Here is a 16,766-nt window from a genome sequence, read left to right on the forward strand (position 1 = left end):
GAGCGTCATTGGTAGATCTGATCGAAGGTGCCGCCATCTTCAAAATGGGTCTTTTGCGCTTTGCCCCAGCCACCGAAGGCTTTGTCGACGGTCACGAGGCGGGTCTTGCCAAATTGGCTTTGGTATTGCTTGAAAACTTGCCGGTCACTTGGGCGAAAACCGTTTTTGGCGGCCAACACCTGGCTGGACTTGGCGTAAAGGTAGCGGACGTAGGCTTTGGCGACCGCCGTCGTGTTGGCTGCTTTGGCATCCGCGTCGACCACGGCGACGCTAGGCTCGCACTTGATGCTAAGGCTAGGCGTGATTAGCTCGTATTGACCGGGGTATTTCTTGAGGACCGCCAAGGCTTCGTTCTCCCAGGTGAGCAACACGTCGCCTTGGTGATTCTTCGTGAACGTTGAGGTGGCTTGGCGGGAACCGGAGTCGAGGACTTGGACATTGTGGTAAAGCTTGCGCATGAAGGCCAACGTCTCATGGCGGTCGTTGCCGTCGTGTTGGGACGCGTATGCCCAGGCGGCAAGGTAGTTCCAGCGCGCGGCACCGGAGGTTTTCGGATTCGGGGTCACGATGCCGATGCCTGGGCGGGTCAGGTCGTTCCAATCGGTGATCTGGTTTGGATTATGCTTGCGAACGAGAAAAACGATGATCGATGTATAAGGGGAAGAATTTTGCGGGAATTCTTGTTGCCAGCCCGGCTTGATCAGCCCGGCTTGTTGAATGCTGGTGACGTCTTGGGCAAGCGCCAGGCTGACCACATCGGCCTGGGCGCCAGAGGTAACAGCGTTGGCCTGGCTGCCGCTACCGCCGTTGGTGACGTTCACGGTGACGGTTTTGGCCGTGGTTTTGTGCCAATACTTGGCAAAATCAGCATCGTATGCGGTATAGAATTCGCGCGTGGCGTCATAAGAAGCGTTGGTGATCGTCGTGGTCGCCTGGGTACCGGCGGCGGTCGCTTGGTGATGATAAAACAGGCCGTAAGCCCCTAAGATGACGATGACCAAACTGAGCGTGATCAGATGATGTTTGTCGTTGAACCAGTGAATAAGCGTTGCCTCCTTTCTGTGCGTATGCAAAAAGGCGTCCTTTCATCATGAAAGGACGCCTCAGCGTGGTACCACCTTAATTTACTCAATCGACTTGAGCCTCTAGACCTGGTAACGGCAGGGATCCGCCGATTGCTAACGATGCTCGCAGTCGGAATGCTCAAAGACCATCTTCCAGACGCTTGAGGGGCCGTACTTGCAGCAGTTGCACGGCTCTCTGTGACGCTCAAGGCTTGTCTGTACTCATCTTTTCTTCGCAGATAGGAATAACCAATGAAAATGTTATTCATGAACAATGATTGTTGCTATCTTAAGCGCTAATGCGATTTTCGACAAGCGCTGGGTAATAGCGCTTTTGTATCGTGGCGGTTGTTGGCGGGGCGTTTTGAGCTGGCAAACCCTGTTGGCGCAAGGCTTTGAAGGATAAGCATTTTCTATCTTGTGAGGTGTGACTGAACGGCTGTGATGACATGAGCAGCCAGTTCGGACAGCTCGTGGTCGTTATGCTGCAGGAGGAGCATGTGATTTTCTGGTTCGCCATCCAGTCGGCGAGTCGTGAGGCCTTGCTGCTCGGGGTCGGTGATGATGCCGGTACCAGAACTGTAAGCGTCGGTTTGCGCCAGCACGCGAATCATCGTTGCCCGATCAGCCGTGGCGATCACTTGGCCGGTGCTTGGTGCAACCAGCGGATCTTCAGCGAGTTCTGAATAGGCGGTGTCTTGAGTGAAGCGGATCTGTGGGTAAGGGATCAGATCTGCTTTGGTGAGGATGGTTTTGGCCGCGAGCGGATGGTTAGTGCGCATAAAGATATGGGTTGAAAACGTCCCGAGGTCGGTGGCGGTCAACGCGCCTTCTGCGAGCATGCTGGCGATCAAGGCTTCGTTGTTGACGTTGGTGAAGATAAAGCCCACCTCACTCTTGGCTAATTTGAGGTCTTCGATGACCTGACTGGTTGTTCCTTCAAAGACGCGCAGGTATTGGCAGTTGGGAAACTGCTTCAGGACCTGGCACACGGCATCGCTCATGAAATCATAGTGTTGCCCTGCGATCGAGAAATACTCGGTGCCAAAAGGCTTAGGCGTAAAATAATGGTTCAAATCGTCGATCTGGTCGAGGATCTTACGGGCGCGCTGAACAAATAATGCGCCTGCGGCAGTGAGTGCGGCCCCTTGGCGTGTCCGCGTGAATAACGTCGTCCCTAAGTCACGTTCTAATTCTTTGATGCTGTGCGAGAGGCTGGGTTGGGAGACATAAAGTTTCTTCGCCGCCGCGTGAAAACTACCATTATCTGCAACCGCGAGGATATAGCGCATTTGTTGAATACTCATTGATGGACACTTCCTTTCGATAAACCTTGAGGGAAACAAAAAGCGTCCCTTTGCATTGCTGCAAAGGGACGCTGACGCGTGTTACCACCCATTTTCGCGTAAATGAAACTACGCCTTTTTCGATACCGATCGATATCTAGTCTTCATAACGGAGACAACCGTGGTAGCGGCCAACACGACCCCTACCGACGCTCTGAGCTCATCTTCACCGCTTCTTTCCGTGCCCGTTTCCACTATGTCGGGCTCACTGATCGGTCGTCTACGGCTACTCTTCTCTTCAACACGTTGCGTTATAAAATTATTGTCAGCCTACCAAGGATCGATGGGAAAAGTCAAGCCCAATCAGGAATTGGGGGTGATAGTTTCTGACTATCACGGACGAGGTTGGCGACCAGTTGTGATTGACGGCGGTTGGTTTCGATGGTATTACTTTTCTCAATCACCAGCCAACCCGGAGCATGCAGGAGCGGCTTACAAAGGAGCTGTTTATCATGACAGATTCGCATCTATACGACCTCATCGTGATCGGTGGCGGGCCCGTCGGCATGTTTGCCAGCTTTTACGCGGGCTTACGCGATCTCGACACACTGCTGGTCGAAAGCCTACCGACACTGGGCGGACAGGTTTCTGCCCTTTATCCGGAAAAAGTCATCAGCGATGTCGCCGGCGTTGTCCCTGTACGCGGGCAAAAGTTGATCGATAACCTGCAGATGCAACTCGTAACGGTTGCTGATCGCGTCACGGTTCACTGTGATGAAGAAGTTTTATCACTAACGAAAAATCCGGACCAAACCTTCACGCTGACGACTTCCAGACAAACGACACATGCCAAAGCGGTTTTGGTCGCCAACGGCAGTGGGGCGTTTGCCCCGCGGCAGTTGCCTTGCGACTACGATCATGACTTAGATGGCAACCGGGTCTTGTATTTTGTTTCCTCGATCCAAGCCTTCGCCAACAAAAAAGTCGCCATTGCCGGCGGTGGCGATGCTGCCATCGACTGGGCGTTGACGCTGGCGCCGGTCGCCCGATCGGTGACGTTGATCCACCGCCGCAAGCAGTTTCGGGCCCTTGAAGCGAGCGTTAACGCCTTGAAAGATTCCCCGGTGGCACTGGCAACGCCATACAACATCGCCAATGTCCAACGCCAAGATCAAGGTGTCGATATCTTGTTACAACAAGTCAAAGGCGAGACCCAAACGCATATCGAAGCGGATTATCTGCTCGTGAACTATGGTTTCACCTCGGATAACCGCTTGGTTAAAGATTGCGGTTTTGATCTTTCTCGCCGGGACCTCGTGGTGGACGCCAACATGCAAACGTCTTTGGCTGGTGTGTATGGCATCGGCGACGCGGTCACTTATCCCGGCAAGGTCAAGCTGATCGCAAGCGGCTTTGGGGAAGCGCCCACGGCGATCAATCACATTGCCACGGCGCTGTATCCTGAACGCAAGCAACCGTTACACAGCACATCGTTGTAAGTTAATATTCAGCATTGATGAGAAGAGTAGTCTCTCGTTGCGCCAAAGAGAGCGTCTGGTTGGTGAAAAGACGCGCGCAACAAGAGGTGAAGATGAGCTCGGAGCACTAGGTCGGTGTAAGCTAGACCTACGTCAGGCAAGCGATAATTGCCAGGCCTTATGATGAGGCTTTGAGGCGGTCGTTTTTGCGACCGTGAACTAAGGTGGTACCACGATCAACGTCGTCCTTATGCAAAGATGCATAAGGACGGCGTTTTTTTGGTCAAAGCAGTTGAGGAGTGATGAAGATGAGTGGATTCGTATCGTTAGTCGGTGCAGGCCCGGGAGATCCTGAGTTGATCACCGTATTAGGGCAACGACGCCTGAATGAAGCGGATGTCGTGGTTTATGACCGCTTGGTCGATCCCCGGCTATGGACGGGGTTGCAGGCAGAATTGATCGATGTCGGCAAGCGTCCGGGACACCAGCCTTATTCGCAAACGCAGATCAATGCGTTGCTAGGGCAACAGGCGACAGCAGGCCGGCGGGTCGTGCGACTCAAAGCCGGAGATCCTTATGTCTTTGGCCGCGGCGGTGAAGAGGCGTTATATCTTCAAGCCCAGCACATCGATTTTGAAGTCGTGCCAGGGGTCACCAGCGCGATCGCGGGGTTAGCCGCCGACGGGATCCCGATCACCCATCGCGGCCTGGCGACGAGTTTTCACGTCTTCACAGGCCACACCCGAGACGGCAAACCGCTGGACTGGCCGGTGATAGCTCAGCTCGACGGCACGCTGGTGTTTTTGATGGGTATGGCGGCGTTGCCAGAGATCCAAGCGCAACTGCTCGCCAACGGGAAGGCAAGCACGACGCCGGCGGCTGTGATCCAATCTGCGACGCATTGGCAACAGCGATCCGTGACCGCAGACCTGGCACACATCGCCGCGACAGCCGCCACCGCTGAGCTGAAGGCGCCGGCATTGATCGTGATCGGCCCGGTGGTGCAGCTTGCAGAACGGCTGCGGGTGCACTTGCCGCTCAGCGGTGGTGCGGTCTTGGTGCCCGAAGCGCAAACGGCGTTACAGCAACGCTTGCACGATGCCGGGGCGGCGGTCGCCACCTATCGCCTCGGACGCGTGCCTGAGGTCGTTGCGCATGCGGTGATTGTGGCTTCGGCCAGCGACGTGCAGGCGATCGGCCGAAACTTTTCCCAAGTGCCGATGTTGGCGCTGGATCAAGCAAGCGTGGTCGCGGCCGAGCGATCTCATCGCGTGAAGCAAGTGATGCCGGCGACTTTGATCCGGGAGGTGAGCACGTGTATCCCGTCAACTTAAAACTCGAACATAGGCCTGTGGTCGTGATCGGTGGCGGCCGGATCGCTGCCCGCAAAGTGGCCGGGTTGTTGGCCGCTAACGCCGTGGTGTCGGTGGTGAGCCCGACACTTGATCCCGATATCGATGTCCAACAAGTTTGCTGGAAAAAGCAGCGCTACACGCCAGATTGCCTGCGCGGGCAAAGCTTGATCCTTGCGTGTACGAACGATTCGGCAGTGAATCGCCAGGTGTGTGCAGATGCCGCAGCGTGGCAGTGGGTGAATGACGTCAGCGATAAGGCGCGGTCGGATTTTTATAACGTTGCCGTGATTCGCGAGCGCGATGTCGTGATTACCGTCAGCACTGATGGTCAGGCGCCGGCTCGCGCGCGGAAAATCAAGAAGTGGTTGCAACAGGAGGTACAAGATGGATCTAATCGCAGTGAGTTTGAACTATAAAAAAGTGGCGTTAGCAGAACGCGGCAGGCTGACGGTTCCAAAAGATCAGCTGGTCAATGTCGATCAGGCGTTACACGACGAAAAAAGTCTGCTTGAAAACATCATCTTGGCCACGTGCAACCGGACCGATGTCTACGCCGTGGTCGATCAGTTGCACACCGGGCGCTATTATATCCGCCGGTTTTTGGCGCGGTATTGGCACGTGACGATCGCCCAGCTGGACGAATGGGTGACAGTATATGAAGGCGATGCTGCCATCGATTACTTGCTACATGTGACCAGCGGCTTGGCCGCGCAGATCCTCGGTGAGCCTCAGGTGTTGGGGCAGTTCAAGACCGCCTTTTTCACCGCGCAAGCCAGCGGCACCACCGGCGCGCTGTTGAATCAATTGGGCACGATGGCGATCGCGTTTGCCAAACGGATGCATACGCGTTACCGGATCGCCGAGTTGGCCCAAAGCGCCGGCCAAGCCGGCTTGCATCAGATCAAGCAACAACTGGCGCCTTTAGCGGATAAGACGTTGCTTGTTGTGGGCATGGGGGATTTTGGTCAGCACGTCTTACAAAATGCCGTGTCGATGGGCTTTGACCAGATCTGGGTCACCAATCGCCACCAGCTGCGGGCGGAAAGTGTCGCGGCCAAGTATCCCAACGTGACGGTGGTGCCGTGGGAAAAGCTGAACGCGGCGGTCACGCAAGTCGAAGCGGTGATTTTGGCGACTTCAGCCCAGACGCCGGTGCTCGCTTTGCAAGCAGCCGGAAGCCTACAAACGGTGATCGACCTAGGGGTGCCGCAAAATGTCGCCAGCGTTCCTGAAGGCGTCTCGTATGCAGACATGGACACGTTGACAACGATCGTTTCTGCTAACGCCCAACGGCGACGGTTTTTGTGCCGGCAGATCGAAACTGAGATCCCGGCGGCCGTTGCGGCTTATCGCCGGTGGGAGCGGGAACTCCATGTGGTTCCCGTGATCCGTGAGCTGCGTCAAGAAGCGCTGGCGGTCGAAGAACAAGTCTACACCAGCCTGTTGAATAAGTTGCCGCCACTAGACGACCGTCAACAAAAAATTGTCGCCAAGCATCTGAAAAGCATCGTGAATCAATTGTTGAAACAACCGATCCAGACGATCAAAGAAGCCTCGGTACAACCGGAGGCCAACTATGATTTGGCGTTATTCAAACAGTTATTTGGATTAGAAGAAACGGAGGTGCAGGCGTTTGCCAGAAATTATTAGCGTCGGGACCAGAACCAGTCAGCTGGCGGTCGCCCAAACAGACCTCGCGATCGCGGCGTTGCAAGCGGCGTATCCCACCAAGACGTTTGTGAAGGTGCCTATCGTGACCCGCGGCGATCGCGACCAGACATCCAGCCTGCAAGTCATCGGAGGCCAAGGTGCCTTCGTCAAGGCGCTGGAGCGGGCGTTATTGACGCACACTATCGATATTGCGATCCACAGCCTCAAGGACGTGACCACGCGCTTGCCGGCAGGGCTGGTGATCGGCGCGACGCTGAAGCGGGCTGATCCTTATGATTGTCTGATCACGACCAAGCCGTATCCGACTTGGGAGGAACTGCCGCAAGGGGCGCGGATCGGGACGAATGCGTCGAGGCGGCAGGGGCAATTGTTGCATTTGCGACCAGACCTTGAGATCGTGCCGATCCGAGGCAATGTGGATACGCGCTTGCACAAGCTGGTCGCTGAGGATCTCGATGCGGTCGTTTTGGTGAATGCGGGCTTGGATCGGCTGCAACTGGATTTATCAGGATTACACCGATTGAGTCTGGCCGGGGTCTTGCTACCGGCACCCGGTCAAGGTGCGATCGCGGTGGAATGTCGTCAAGACGAAACGGTTGATTTATTGGCGGCCATTGATGACCGGCCGACGCACCGTGCTGTTGCGATCGAACGCGAATTTTTGAAGCGCTTGGGTGGCAGCTGCCGCTTTCCGTTTGCTGGTTTTTCAAGGCGAGAAGGGAACGGCCACGTCTTTGACGGCTTAGTCGCGACACATGACGGACGACATTATTTCCACGAACAGGTCCACAGCGAAGATCCCCACGTCGGGTTACAAGTGGCCGAAGCGCTCATCGCACAAGGGGCACTGGAACAAATTCAAAAGGAGAATGATAATGACTAATTTTGATCGACATCGTCGTTTACGGAAAACAGCAGCGCTACGGGATATTGTGCGCGAGACCCACTTACATATTGAAGACTTGATCATGCCGGTATTCGTCGATGAAACCATCACCGGCGAGGCCGAGATCACGTCGATGCCAGGGATCTCGCGGTTTGGCCTGGACACGGTACAAGAAGAGGTCGACCGGATCGTTGCGCTCGGGATCCAATCGATCATCTTGTTTGGGATCCCCAAGACCAAAGACGCGGTCGGCACCAGTGCGTGGGCAGATAACGGCATCGTGCAACAGGCGATCCGCAAGATCAAGACCGCGTATCCGGATCTGATCGTGATTGCAGACACGTGCATGTGTGAATACACCGACACCGGCCATTGTGGGATCGTGAAAGATCATCAGATCCTCAACGACGAGTCGCTGGTGTACAACACGAAAGTCGCCGTCAGCCAAGTCCGCGCCGGCGCAGACATCGTGGCCCCTTCCAATGCGATGGATGGGTTTGTGGCGGCGATCCGTGCCGGGTTAGATGATGCCGGTTATCTCGACACCCCGATCATGGCCTATTCGGTGAAATTTGCGTCCAGTTTTTACGGCCCGTTTCGCGACGCGGCCGATGGTACGCCGCAATTTGGCGATCGCAAAGGGTATCAGATGGACCCGGCCAACCGGCGCGAAGCCTTGCGTGAAGCCGCGTCTGACGAGCGCGAAGGCGCCGACTTTTTGATGGTGAAACCGGCAATGGCGTTTTTGGATGTTGTCCGCGAGGTGCGGCAACAATCCAACTTGCCGCTGGTAGCCTATAACGTCTCCGGCGAATACGCCATGATCAAGGCGGCCGGAGCCAACGGGTGGATCGATGAAGCGGCGATCGTCAAAGAGGTGCTTGTCGGCATCAAGCGCGCAGGCGCTGAGCTGATCATCACGTATTTTGCCAAAGACGTGGCGCAACGGATCAATAAGGGGGAATGGTGATGGTTGAATTCAACAAATCACAGGCGGCTTTCACGCAGGCAAAAGGAATTTTTCCAGGCGGGGTTAACAGCCCGGTCCGGGCGTTCGCTAACGTGCACGCGACGCCGTTATTTATCCAGTCGGGACAAGCACAATACATCCGCGATATTGATGGCAATCGCTATTTGGATTATGTGCTGTCGTGGGGGCCGCTGATCCTCGGCCATGCGGATCCCCAGGTGCAAGCGGCCTTGCGCGACGCGCTTGGCAAAGGCACGAGTTACGGGGCGCCGACGCTGTTGGAGACCCAGCTTGCCGAACAGATCCAAAAGGTCGTGCCGTCATTAGAAATGTTGCGGATGGTATCTTCCGGGACCGAAGCGACCATGAGTGCGATCCGTTTGGCGCGGGGCTACACGAAGCGCGACAAGATCGTGAAGTTCATCGGCAACTATCACGGCCACTCCGATTCGCTACTGGTCGATGCCGGTTCCGGTGTCGCGACCTTCGCCATTCATGAAGCCCCAGGCGTGCCTAAGTCACTGGCATATGAAACACTGACAGTGCCGTACAATGATGAAGACGCGGTCAAAGCCTTGTTTGCCGCGCATGGGCAAGAGATCGCCTGCGTGATCGTTGAACCGATCGCCGGGAACATGGGCACCATTGCCGCAAAGGCCTCATTCTTAAAGACGCTGCGGCAGGTCACGGCAGATAACGGTGCCTTGTTGATTTTTGACGAGGTGATGACCGGCTTCCGCGCGGCCTATCACGGCGCGCAGTCGCTGTATGGGATCACGCCAGATCTCACCACGTTGGGCAAAGTCGTCGGCGGCGGCCTACCTGTTGGTGTATTTGGTGGGCGCAAGGAAATCATGCAACATATCACGCCGGCGGGCAACGTCTATCATGCCGGGACCTTGTCGGGCAATCCTTTGGCGATGGCAGGCGGGATCAGCACGCTGAAGCAGTTGAACGCGCCATTGTACGAAAAGATGACAACTAAGGTCGACCAGTTGTGTGCCGGGATCCAACAAGCCGCAGATCGCAATGGGGTCAAGGCCTTCGTTCACCATGTCGGGACGATGTGGAGTATTTTTTATGCGGATCGGGACCCGCAGAATTTTGCCGATGTTCAACGCTGTGACATGGCGGTGTTCGAACGGGTCTTCAAAGGCTTGTTGCAACATGGCATCTATGTGGCGCCTTCGCAATACGAAACCAACTTCTTTTCCGGCAAGCATACCCAAGCAGACGTGGCCGACACGATCGCCGCGTTTGCGGATGTTTATGCGAGTCTGTGATGGCGACGCTGATCACGCTTGCCCAAGCGCGGGTCCCAGCGACGTTGCAGCGCAAGTTAACGCCGGTCGCGCCAGTGCTTTATCTACCATTCACGGCGCTGGTTGCACAGGCGTTTGATCAGCGCGTCGTGCAGACGGCGCCGTTATTGATCGTGACCAGCGACGCCGGCGCCAACGCGTTGGTTCAAGTCGCCAATGTACGTCAACATCCGGTCGTGTGCCTAAGCTCGAGATTGAAACTGCGATTACAAAAGGCCGGCTTCACGCACATCCAAGTCGCCAAAGCAGAAAATCGCGCAGCTACATTCGCACTGGTCGGTAGCCGGCGCGCGGTGTGGTTGACAGGCGATCGGTCACCACAAGCACCCGAAAATATTGCTCGAATCATCGCTTATCGCAGCCGTTGGCGGCCACAAGATGCGCGCAACGCCGCAACGATCATTGCTCAAACAACCATTGATGCCGCCATCGTCAGCAGTCCGAGCAGCTGGCGCCACTTGCGTCCGTTGGTCCGAAAACGGCAGGCCCAATTTGCAGCCACGCGCTGGTATACATTGGGGACCAGCACCGCCTTGGCGATGCAAGCTGATGGCTTGGCCGCAATTGCGCCGATGACGACTCAGGCGGTGTTGCAACAGGCAGTGACGATGGTGCGCAACGACGTGATTGACGCCAAAAAAGACGTCTGACACCATGCATTTTATGCTGGCGGCAGACGTCTTTTTGATCAATTTAATCGGTGCTTTCACGATGCTTATCGACCGTTGCCTTCGCCTTTTTGGCGATGACACGTTCTGGGGTAAGCAATTTGTAGATGCCAAAACTCAACAAACCGGCGACTGCGGTGGCACCGAAGACAATGCAGTAGACAGCCCCTTCGACCGTGGGCTTTGGCGTGTCGGTTTTGATCTGAGTCGCGGTTTGGCGTAGATCCTTGAATGCCATGGTGCACCTCCGTTTCTTACTAATCTTATTATACCAGTTTTATGATTTAACCAAAACGATTCGACCTTCATGTGGCTTGCCAAGGAGTTCATGGCCAGCCTGCAAGCCTTCCAAGGTCAGCGGCAAAGGGTCTGCCAGTTGTAAGCGGAGGTGTTGTTCTGCAACGGCAGGGGCTAACGCCGCCAAGGCCACGGCGTCACTAGGCGTCGACACCGGGTGGACGTGGGTGAGCTGGATCGGTTTGTCTCCCGACAGGCGGTCGATGTGCGCGACGGTGACCAGCTGCCCGCCGGGACGCGTCATGGCGACGTCTTCGGCAAACCCGATACCTTCCATGGCGACATTGATCACGACATCCCCGGCATTGGCCAGCACGGCCAAGAGATCTGTGTTGTCGTAAGGCACCGCGCGTAAGGCGCCATCTCTAATGACGGCTTCTTGGTGGCGGGCGCTGGCGATCCCGATCACGTCAGCCCCCATGGCGGTAGCCAACTGAACGACCAGCGCGCCGACGCCACCGTTGGCGCCTTTGACGATCACCGTTTGACCACGTTCGATCGTCGCAAAACGATGGACGATCCGCCAGGCGGTGATGCCAGGGGTAATCAAGGCCGCGCCTTGTGCGACCGTCAGCCGCTTGGGCATGGCGATCGCGGTGTCAGGCGTGGCTACCACCAGGTCTGCGTAGGCCTGGTTGGTGTGGGCAATGACCAGCTGGTCGCGGGTAAACGCAGTGATACCAGGGTCAACGACTCGGCCGACGACATCGTGCCCGGGGATGGTGAACCGACCTTCTGGGGCGTTGAACCGCTCGGTGCGGTCACGGTTGTTTAAACCGATGGCGACCGGTGCGATTGTGAACTGACCGGGACGGGGAACTGGATCAGGAACATCGATGGCGATGAAGCGGCCGTTGGGGTGATTGAGTCCAAACGCTTGCATGACATAGCCTCCTTGCCTGTCAACACGAGTGATTTCAACACTACCATTGTAATCAGTCATTTGGGCAAAAGGCAATTATTCTGTCTGGTGAATTATTGCCAAGAGGTGAAAGCCATGGAACTATCTCGGATTGCGCGGATCGAAGCCGCGCATCTGGCCGAGAAATTCGTCTGGGTAACGCAAGATATCGCTGTCGGCACCGCTGTCTTCTGCAACTTCGCCGTGTTCAGAAATATCCAACCCGATCGCTTCGTCGTGTTCGGTGACACGCATCGGGATAAAGCGACGCAAGATCAAGGTGATAATGATCGCCACGGCCCCAACTAAGATAATGGTGACTAATGTACCGGCAATTTGGATCCCGAACAGATGGAAGCCGCCGCCATAAGCCAGACCGTTTTCGGCAATCGCCGGGTTAGCCGCTTTGGTGGCAAACACTCCGGTGAGGATCGAGCCGACGATCCCAGAGACCCCGTGACAACCGAAGGCGTCTAAGGCGTCATCAATCTTCAGTTTTGGTTTGAGGTATTCGATGAACCAATACGACATCGCGGTTGCGGCGATCCCGATAATGAAACTGCCGAAGATCGTGACATAGCCACAAGCCGGAGTGACCCCGACCAATCCGCACAAGGCCCCAGTACAAACCCCAATCAGCGTCGGCTTGCCGTGCTTGGCGACATCTAAGAACATCCACATGACCAGGCTGGCCGCGGCCGCCACAGAAGTCGTCAGCGCCGCGTTGACCGCAGTACCATTAGCCGCCAAGGCGGAACCGGCGTTGAAGCCATACCACCCGATCCACAAGATCGCGGTACCCAACAAGACCCAAGGACGGTTGGACGGCTCTGTTTGTTTGGCGCGACGGGCACCTAAGAAACCTGACAGGACTAAGGCCGTGATCCCGGCGTTGATATGGATGACCGTCCCGCCGGCGAAGTCCAAGACCCCCCAGCTGGCCATTAAGCCGTTGGGGCTCCAAACCAGATGGACCAGCGGATAGTAGATAAAGATGCTCCACAAAACGATGAACCAAGTCAAGAAGCTGAAACGCATGCGCCCTACGACGGCCCCGATAAACAGCGCCGGCGTGATGATGGCAAACATCATTTGGAACAAGACGAACGTGCTGTTGGCAAGTTTGTCCGGCCGCAAAGCGGTGAGATCGATCCCGTTTAAAAACAGGCCTTGGATCTTACCGATCACGCCGCCGATGTCTGGCCCAAAAGCCATTTCGTAACCAAAAATGACCCATAAGATGATCGCGATCCCGGTGATATAAAACACCGACAACATTGTATTGACGACGTTACGCTTGGAAACCAGGCCGCCATAGAAAAAGGCAAGACCAGGAGTCATAAACCAGACGAGGACGCTGGCGATCAGGACGAAAGCAGTGTTGGCAATGTTCATAAATATCCCTCCTAGGAATCGACGAAGATGTGGTCGGCTTGAGTGGGCTGGTGTGCAGACACAAGTGATCCTTATCCGTCGCCACAAATCATTGGCAACATTGTAACCCCGCTTTCAGGTAGGCCAATTTATGAAAGCGCTATTTTGAGCAACAAAATTTTTATTGTAAATAAAAAACGCCGTTATGTCGGCGTTTTGCAGAGAAGCGGTGGTGTGAGTAATGCTAACAGGATTGATTGACACCCCTGACGATCACCGCAATTTGGCGTGATCGTGGGTGAGCCGTTTGTAGCCGGCAGCAACGAGGTTGACGTAGACGATGAAAAAGACGCCGATCGCCTCACCAAACATGAACAAGGCCCCGCCGATGTCACTGTTTGCAATCGCCGCGGCGGCCGGTGAAGCGATACACATGCCGATGCCAAAGACCAGCCCGATCGTGTGAGCGCGTTGGTAGGCCAGCCGCTCTTGCTTGGCCAAGGCGCGGGTATCTGAGGCGATCGGGACACGGCGGTGTTTGTGCTGCTGGTGTTGCCCCAGGCGCGGGGTGAGGATCAGCATCACCCCGATGGCGACCAGTAGCAAGAAGCTCCCGCCGGCAAGGCCGTCATTGATCGTGCTGGTCGCCTCGACAGCGCCGCCGCTAGCAATCAACACCCCGATTCCCAAGGCGGTGAAGCGGGCGGTGCGTTCGTTGCGCCGCCAAAAACTCACCGCAGTCGTCGGATCGATGCCGATGTTTTTTTGCGTTTCCCCCATAATGACTCCTCCATCTTGCATGATTGGCTTAAGCATACGCGCTGGTTGCCTGGATTGCGTCAGCCCTCGGTCCGATTTCACTGCGCCTGGCTGGTGCCGTCAGCGTAGTTCAAGCTCACGCTGGGCTGCACGTTAAAAATATAGACGTTGAAGCGGATGGTGTTGTCACCGATCGACTGTGCTCGCATGGCCACACCGCGTGCCAGCAATTCGCTACCGCGAAAAACCGGGGTGACTTCATAGCGGACATAATGCGCGTTAGACTGTTTGAGGTAATGGGCGATATCGTCTTCATGGGCTTGCATCAACGGCGAGTTCAGCTCGCGGGTGCCGGTCATCAGGTTCTTGGGATTGTTATTTTCACCAGATAACTGGTAGCCGATCAGATGGCTGCGGTTGTAGATCCAGGTGCCGTTGATTTTTTTGTTGTGCCAGCCGGTCGGGTCCCAGGTCAACGGTTCTCGCTCGGCTGTTGGCATGATGCTGCGGTTCAGCATCGCTTCGGCCGCCCCGACGCGGTTGAGGCGGTCCAGATCAGAAAAGCGCGTCCACGCGCCGTTGGTGGTCGCCAGCTCGCTGGTGGAGAAGGCCGGATCGTTATTGTTGATGGTGATCTCTTGGTCGCCGTTATAGGTGAGGGCCGCCAGCTTGGCGACCGGCTGGGCCGTGGCGTTGGCGGTTTTGGTCGGATTGCCGGTGACGTTGACGTGGCTGGCACTGCTGCTCGTGGCTGAGTTGCTCGGGCCGGTGACTTGTTGTTGCACCTGTTGGCCGCCACCAAAGGCGACGCCCAATACGATCAGGCTCGCCGCCAGTTTCCGGCGGCGCTTGCGGGCGCGCTGTTGGCGGGGCATGCGGGTGGCACCGACCAAGATCCCGGCGATGATCAGAACAATACCTAGAATTAACATGCGAATATTCCTCCAGTGCCTCCAGTTTACCGAAGCCATCCGCAATGCGCAAAAAAACGTTGCAGAGGCGTAAACCGCCTGTAATGAAAATTTATCTTCTATAGATTGCCGCGGTGGATGAATTCTGCTAAGATTAACTGCAATGTGTCCAGATCAATTCATAGCGAGGTAAAAGATTGCTTACAGTTAACAACGTGTCGATGACGTTTTCCGATCGTACTTTGTATAAAGATGTCAACCTGAAGTTCACTCCAGGCAACTGCTACGGTATCATCGGCGCAAACGGCGCCGGCAAATCGACCTTTTTGAAGATTCTCGAAGGCAAGCTGACTCCGACCACCGGGAGTGTGTCGATGGATCCCAACGAGCGGATGAGCTCGTTGAAGCAGGATCACTTTGCGTTCGATGACCAAACCGTGATGAACACGGTCCTTCAAGGGTTCGATCGTCTCTATCAGGTCATGACCGAAAAAGATGCGCTGTATGCCAAGGCAGACTTCTCCGAAGAAGACGGGATCAAGGCCGCAGAACTCGAAGGGGAGTTTGCCGAGATGGACGGCTGGAACGCGGAATCCGATGCCAGCCAGCTCTTGCAGTCGGTGGGGATCCCAGAATCGCAACACCAGACCTTGATGGCAGAACTGCCAGAAGGCGAAAAAGTCAAAGTGCTGCTGGCCCAAGCGATGTTTGGCAAGCCTGACTTGTTGCTGTTAGACGAACCGACCAACGGCTTGGATCCGCAGACCATCGCGTGGCTGGAAGACTTCTTGGCAGACTATACCAATACCGTTTTGGTGGTCAGCCATGACCGGCATTTCTTGAACGCGGTTTGCACGATGATGTGTGACGTCGATTTTGGCAAGATCGAGATGTTCGTGGGTAACTACGACTTCTGGATGGAATCTTCCAAGCTCGCCCAACAACTCCGTTCTAACGCCAACGCCAAAAAAGAAGAACAGATCAAACAGCTACAAGAATTCGTGGCGCGCTTCTCCGCTAACGCCTCAAAATCCAAGCAGGCGACGTCGCGGAAGAAGCAACTTGAGAAAATCACGCTCGATGACATCAAGCCGTCATCACGTAAGTATCCGTTCATCAAGTTCGTGCCGGAGCGTGAATTAGGCAACGACTTGCTGCGGGTCGAAAACGTCTCCTTGACCGTCGAAGGCGAGAAGGTGTTGGATAAGGTTTCCTTCATCTTGCGTCCCGGCGATAAGACGGCCTTCATCTCGCGTTCCGATGTCACGACCAGCTACTTGATGCAGGTCGTCGCCGGTACCCTGCAACCCGACAGCGGGACGGTCACCTGGGGGGTCACGACGTCGCGGGCCTACATGCCTAAAGACCTCACGCCTGAATTTTCAGATGAGCGCTTCGATATCCTGGAATGGTTGCGGCAGTTTGCCAGCAAGGAAGAGTCGGATAACACCTTCTTGCGCGGTTTCTTAGGGCAGATGTTGTTCCGCGGCGACGAACCGTTGAAGAAAGTCACCGTGTTGTCCGGGGGCGAAAAGGTCCGCTCTTATCTGGCTAAGATGATGCTGTCGAAGGCCAACGTCTTGTTGCTGGATGATCCGACCAATCACCTGGATCTGGAAAGCATCACCAGCCTCAACGACGCGCTGATCGATTTTCCAGGCGCCGTGGTCTTCACGAGCCATGACCATCAGTTCATCCAAACGATTGCCAACCACATCGTCGAAGTCGGGCCTAAAGGGATCGTTGATCGCGCCGACACGACGTATGATGAGTTCATGAAACACGAAGTCGCCCAAAAACAGGTCGAAGGAATCTACTAGGCCG

General features: G+C 55.7%; 16 protein-coding genes and 1 other annotated feature. Of the genes, 9 read left to right on the forward strand and 7 right to left on the reverse strand.

Annotated features, from left to right (window positions below; genetic code table 11):
- Positions 1-5: 5 nt before the first annotated feature.
- Together ACYVRB_RS06230 and ACYVRB_RS06235 are read right to left on the reverse strand one after the other, a co-directional pair.
- Positions 6-1,073 carry a sulfate ABC transporter substrate-binding protein gene (locus tag ACYVRB_RS06230; RefSeq protein WP_461214235.1) on the reverse strand — a complete coding sequence of 356 codons (1,068 nt, stop codon included), beginning with the start codon at positions 1,071-1,073 and terminating at the stop codon, positions 6-8.
- A gap of 404 nt (positions 1,074-1,477) precedes the next feature.
- The gene (locus ACYVRB_RS06235; protein WP_461214236.1) at positions 1,478-2,371 is read right to left on the reverse strand and encodes a LysR family transcriptional regulator; all 894 of its coding nucleotides are present in this window, start codon (positions 2,369-2,371) and stop codon (positions 1,478-1,480) included.
- Between the two features lie 491 nt (positions 2,372-2,862).
- On the opposite strand from ACYVRB_RS06235, the gene ACYVRB_RS06240 reads away from it, so the two are divergent.
- From ACYVRB_RS06240 to ACYVRB_RS06275, 8 genes are all read left to right on the forward strand, one after another.
- On the forward strand, positions 2,863-3,849 hold the full coding sequence (locus ACYVRB_RS06240) for an NAD(P)/FAD-dependent oxidoreductase (RefSeq protein ID WP_461214237.1): 987 nt from the start codon (positions 2,863-2,865) through the stop codon (positions 3,847-3,849).
- 5 nt (positions 3,850-3,854) lie between these two features.
- Positions 3,855-4,081: a binding site (T-box leader), on the forward strand.
- Positions 4,082-4,136: 55 nt separating this feature from the next.
- Complete coding sequence (cobA, locus tag ACYVRB_RS06245; RefSeq protein ID WP_461214238.1) at positions 4,137-5,162, forward strand: uroporphyrinogen-III C-methyltransferase; 1,026 nt, start codon at positions 4,137-4,139, stop codon at positions 5,160-5,162.
- On the forward strand, positions 5,144-5,599 hold the full coding sequence (locus tag ACYVRB_RS06250; RefSeq protein ID WP_461214239.1) for a precorrin-2 dehydrogenase/sirohydrochlorin ferrochelatase family protein: 456 nt from the start codon (positions 5,144-5,146) through the stop codon (positions 5,597-5,599). Before cobA ends, ACYVRB_RS06250 begins: the two co-directional genes overlap by 19 nt.
- The gene (hemA, locus tag ACYVRB_RS06255; RefSeq protein WP_461214240.1) at positions 5,568-6,833 is read left to right on the forward strand and encodes a glutamyl-tRNA reductase; all 1,266 of its coding nucleotides are present in this window, start codon (positions 5,568-5,570) and stop codon (positions 6,831-6,833) included. The genes ACYVRB_RS06250 and hemA overlap by 32 nt, the downstream gene beginning before the upstream one ends.
- On the forward strand, positions 6,817-7,737 hold the full coding sequence (gene hemC / locus ACYVRB_RS06260; RefSeq protein ID WP_461214241.1) for a hydroxymethylbilane synthase: 921 nt from the start codon (positions 6,817-6,819) through the stop codon (positions 7,735-7,737). Before hemA ends, hemC begins: the two co-directional genes overlap by 17 nt.
- Entirely contained in the window at positions 7,730-8,710 is a 981-nt protein-coding gene (gene hemB / locus ACYVRB_RS06265; protein WP_461214242.1) for a porphobilinogen synthase, read from the forward strand. The genes hemC and hemB overlap by 8 nt, the downstream gene beginning before the upstream one ends.
- Positions 8,710-9,993, forward strand: coding sequence for a glutamate-1-semialdehyde 2,1-aminomutase (gene hemL, locus ACYVRB_RS06270; protein ID WP_461214243.1), 1,284 nt, complete (start codon positions 8,710-8,712; stop codon positions 9,991-9,993). The genes hemB and hemL overlap by 1 nt, the downstream gene beginning before the upstream one ends.
- A complete protein-coding gene (locus ACYVRB_RS06275) occupies positions 9,993-10,682 on the forward strand; it encodes a uroporphyrinogen-III synthase (RefSeq protein WP_461214244.1) in 690 nt (229 codons plus the stop codon). The genes hemL and ACYVRB_RS06275 overlap by 1 nt, the downstream gene beginning before the upstream one ends.
- A gap of 43 nt (positions 10,683-10,725) precedes the next feature.
- Here ACYVRB_RS06275 and ACYVRB_RS06280 read toward each other — a convergent pair whose 3' ends face one another.
- From ACYVRB_RS06280 to ACYVRB_RS06300, 5 genes are all read right to left on the reverse strand, one after another.
- Entirely contained in the window at positions 10,726-10,938 is a 213-nt protein-coding gene (locus ACYVRB_RS06280) for a hypothetical protein (RefSeq protein WP_461214245.1), read from the reverse strand.
- Between the two features lie 39 nt (positions 10,939-10,977).
- Positions 10,978-11,880 (reverse strand): quinone oxidoreductase family protein, encoded by a 903-nt coding sequence (locus ACYVRB_RS06285; protein WP_461214246.1) that lies wholly within the window; start codon positions 11,878-11,880, stop codon positions 10,978-10,980.
- A gap of 120 nt (positions 11,881-12,000) precedes the next feature.
- Positions 12,001-13,293, reverse strand: a complete 1,293-nt coding sequence (locus tag ACYVRB_RS06290) for an ammonium transporter (RefSeq protein WP_461214247.1) — start codon at positions 13,291-13,293, stop codon at positions 12,001-12,003.
- 252 nt (positions 13,294-13,545) lie between these two features.
- Positions 13,546-14,052, reverse strand: a complete 507-nt coding sequence (locus ACYVRB_RS06295) for a hypothetical protein (protein WP_461214248.1) — start codon at positions 14,050-14,052, stop codon at positions 13,546-13,548.
- Positions 14,053-14,129: 77 nt separating this feature from the next.
- Entirely contained in the window at positions 14,130-14,963 is an 834-nt protein-coding gene (locus ACYVRB_RS06300; protein ID WP_461214249.1) for a DNA/RNA non-specific endonuclease, read from the reverse strand.
- 176 nt (positions 14,964-15,139) lie between these two features.
- Between ACYVRB_RS06300 and ACYVRB_RS06305 the strand changes: the two genes are divergently transcribed.
- Entirely contained in the window at positions 15,140-16,762 is a 1,623-nt protein-coding gene (locus ACYVRB_RS06305; protein WP_461214250.1) for an ABC-F family ATP-binding cassette domain-containing protein, read from the forward strand.
- Positions 16,763-16,766 lie beyond the last annotated feature (4 nt).

This window comes from Lacticaseibacillus boliensis (genome assembly GCF_054784775.1).

Excerpts from the sequence above, each read along its gene's own strand:
- ACYVRB_RS06285 (WP_461214246.1), bottom strand. The coding sequence starts at position 11,880 with ATGCAAGCGTTTGGACTCAATCACCCCAACGGCCGCTTCATCGCCATC.
- ACYVRB_RS06295 (WP_461214248.1), bottom strand. The coding sequence starts at position 14,052 with ATGGGGGAAACGCAAAAAAACATCGGCATCGATCCGACGACTGCGGTG.
- hemL (WP_461214243.1), top strand. The coding sequence starts at position 8,710 with ATGGTTGAATTCAACAAATCACAGGCGGCTTTCACGCAGGCAAAAGGA.
- hemA (WP_461214240.1), top strand. The coding sequence starts at position 5,568 with ATGGATCTAATCGCAGTGAGTTTGAACTATAAAAAAGTGGCGTTAGCA.
- cobA (WP_461214238.1), top strand. The coding sequence starts at position 4,137 with ATGAGTGGATTCGTATCGTTAGTCGGTGCAGGCCCGGGAGATCCTGAG.
- ACYVRB_RS06290 (WP_461214247.1), bottom strand. The coding sequence starts at position 13,293 with ATGAACATTGCCAACACTGCTTTCGTCCTGATCGCCAGCGTCCTCGTC.
- ACYVRB_RS06235 (WP_461214236.1), bottom strand. The coding sequence starts at position 2,371 with ATGAGTATTCAACAAATGCGCTATATCCTCGCGGTTGCAGATAATGGT.
- hemB (WP_461214242.1), top strand. The coding sequence starts at position 7,730 with ATGACTAATTTTGATCGACATCGTCGTTTACGGAAAACAGCAGCGCTA.
- ACYVRB_RS06275 (WP_461214244.1), top strand. The coding sequence starts at position 9,993 with ATGGCGACGCTGATCACGCTTGCCCAAGCGCGGGTCCCAGCGACGTTG.
- ACYVRB_RS06280 (WP_461214245.1), bottom strand. The coding sequence starts at position 10,938 with ATGGCATTCAAGGATCTACGCCAAACCGCGACTCAGATCAAAACCGAC.
- ACYVRB_RS06240 (WP_461214237.1), top strand. The coding sequence starts at position 2,863 with ATGACAGATTCGCATCTATACGACCTCATCGTGATCGGTGGCGGGCCC.
- ACYVRB_RS06300 (WP_461214249.1), bottom strand. The coding sequence starts at position 14,963 with ATGTTAATTCTAGGTATTGTTCTGATCATCGCCGGGATCTTGGTCGGT.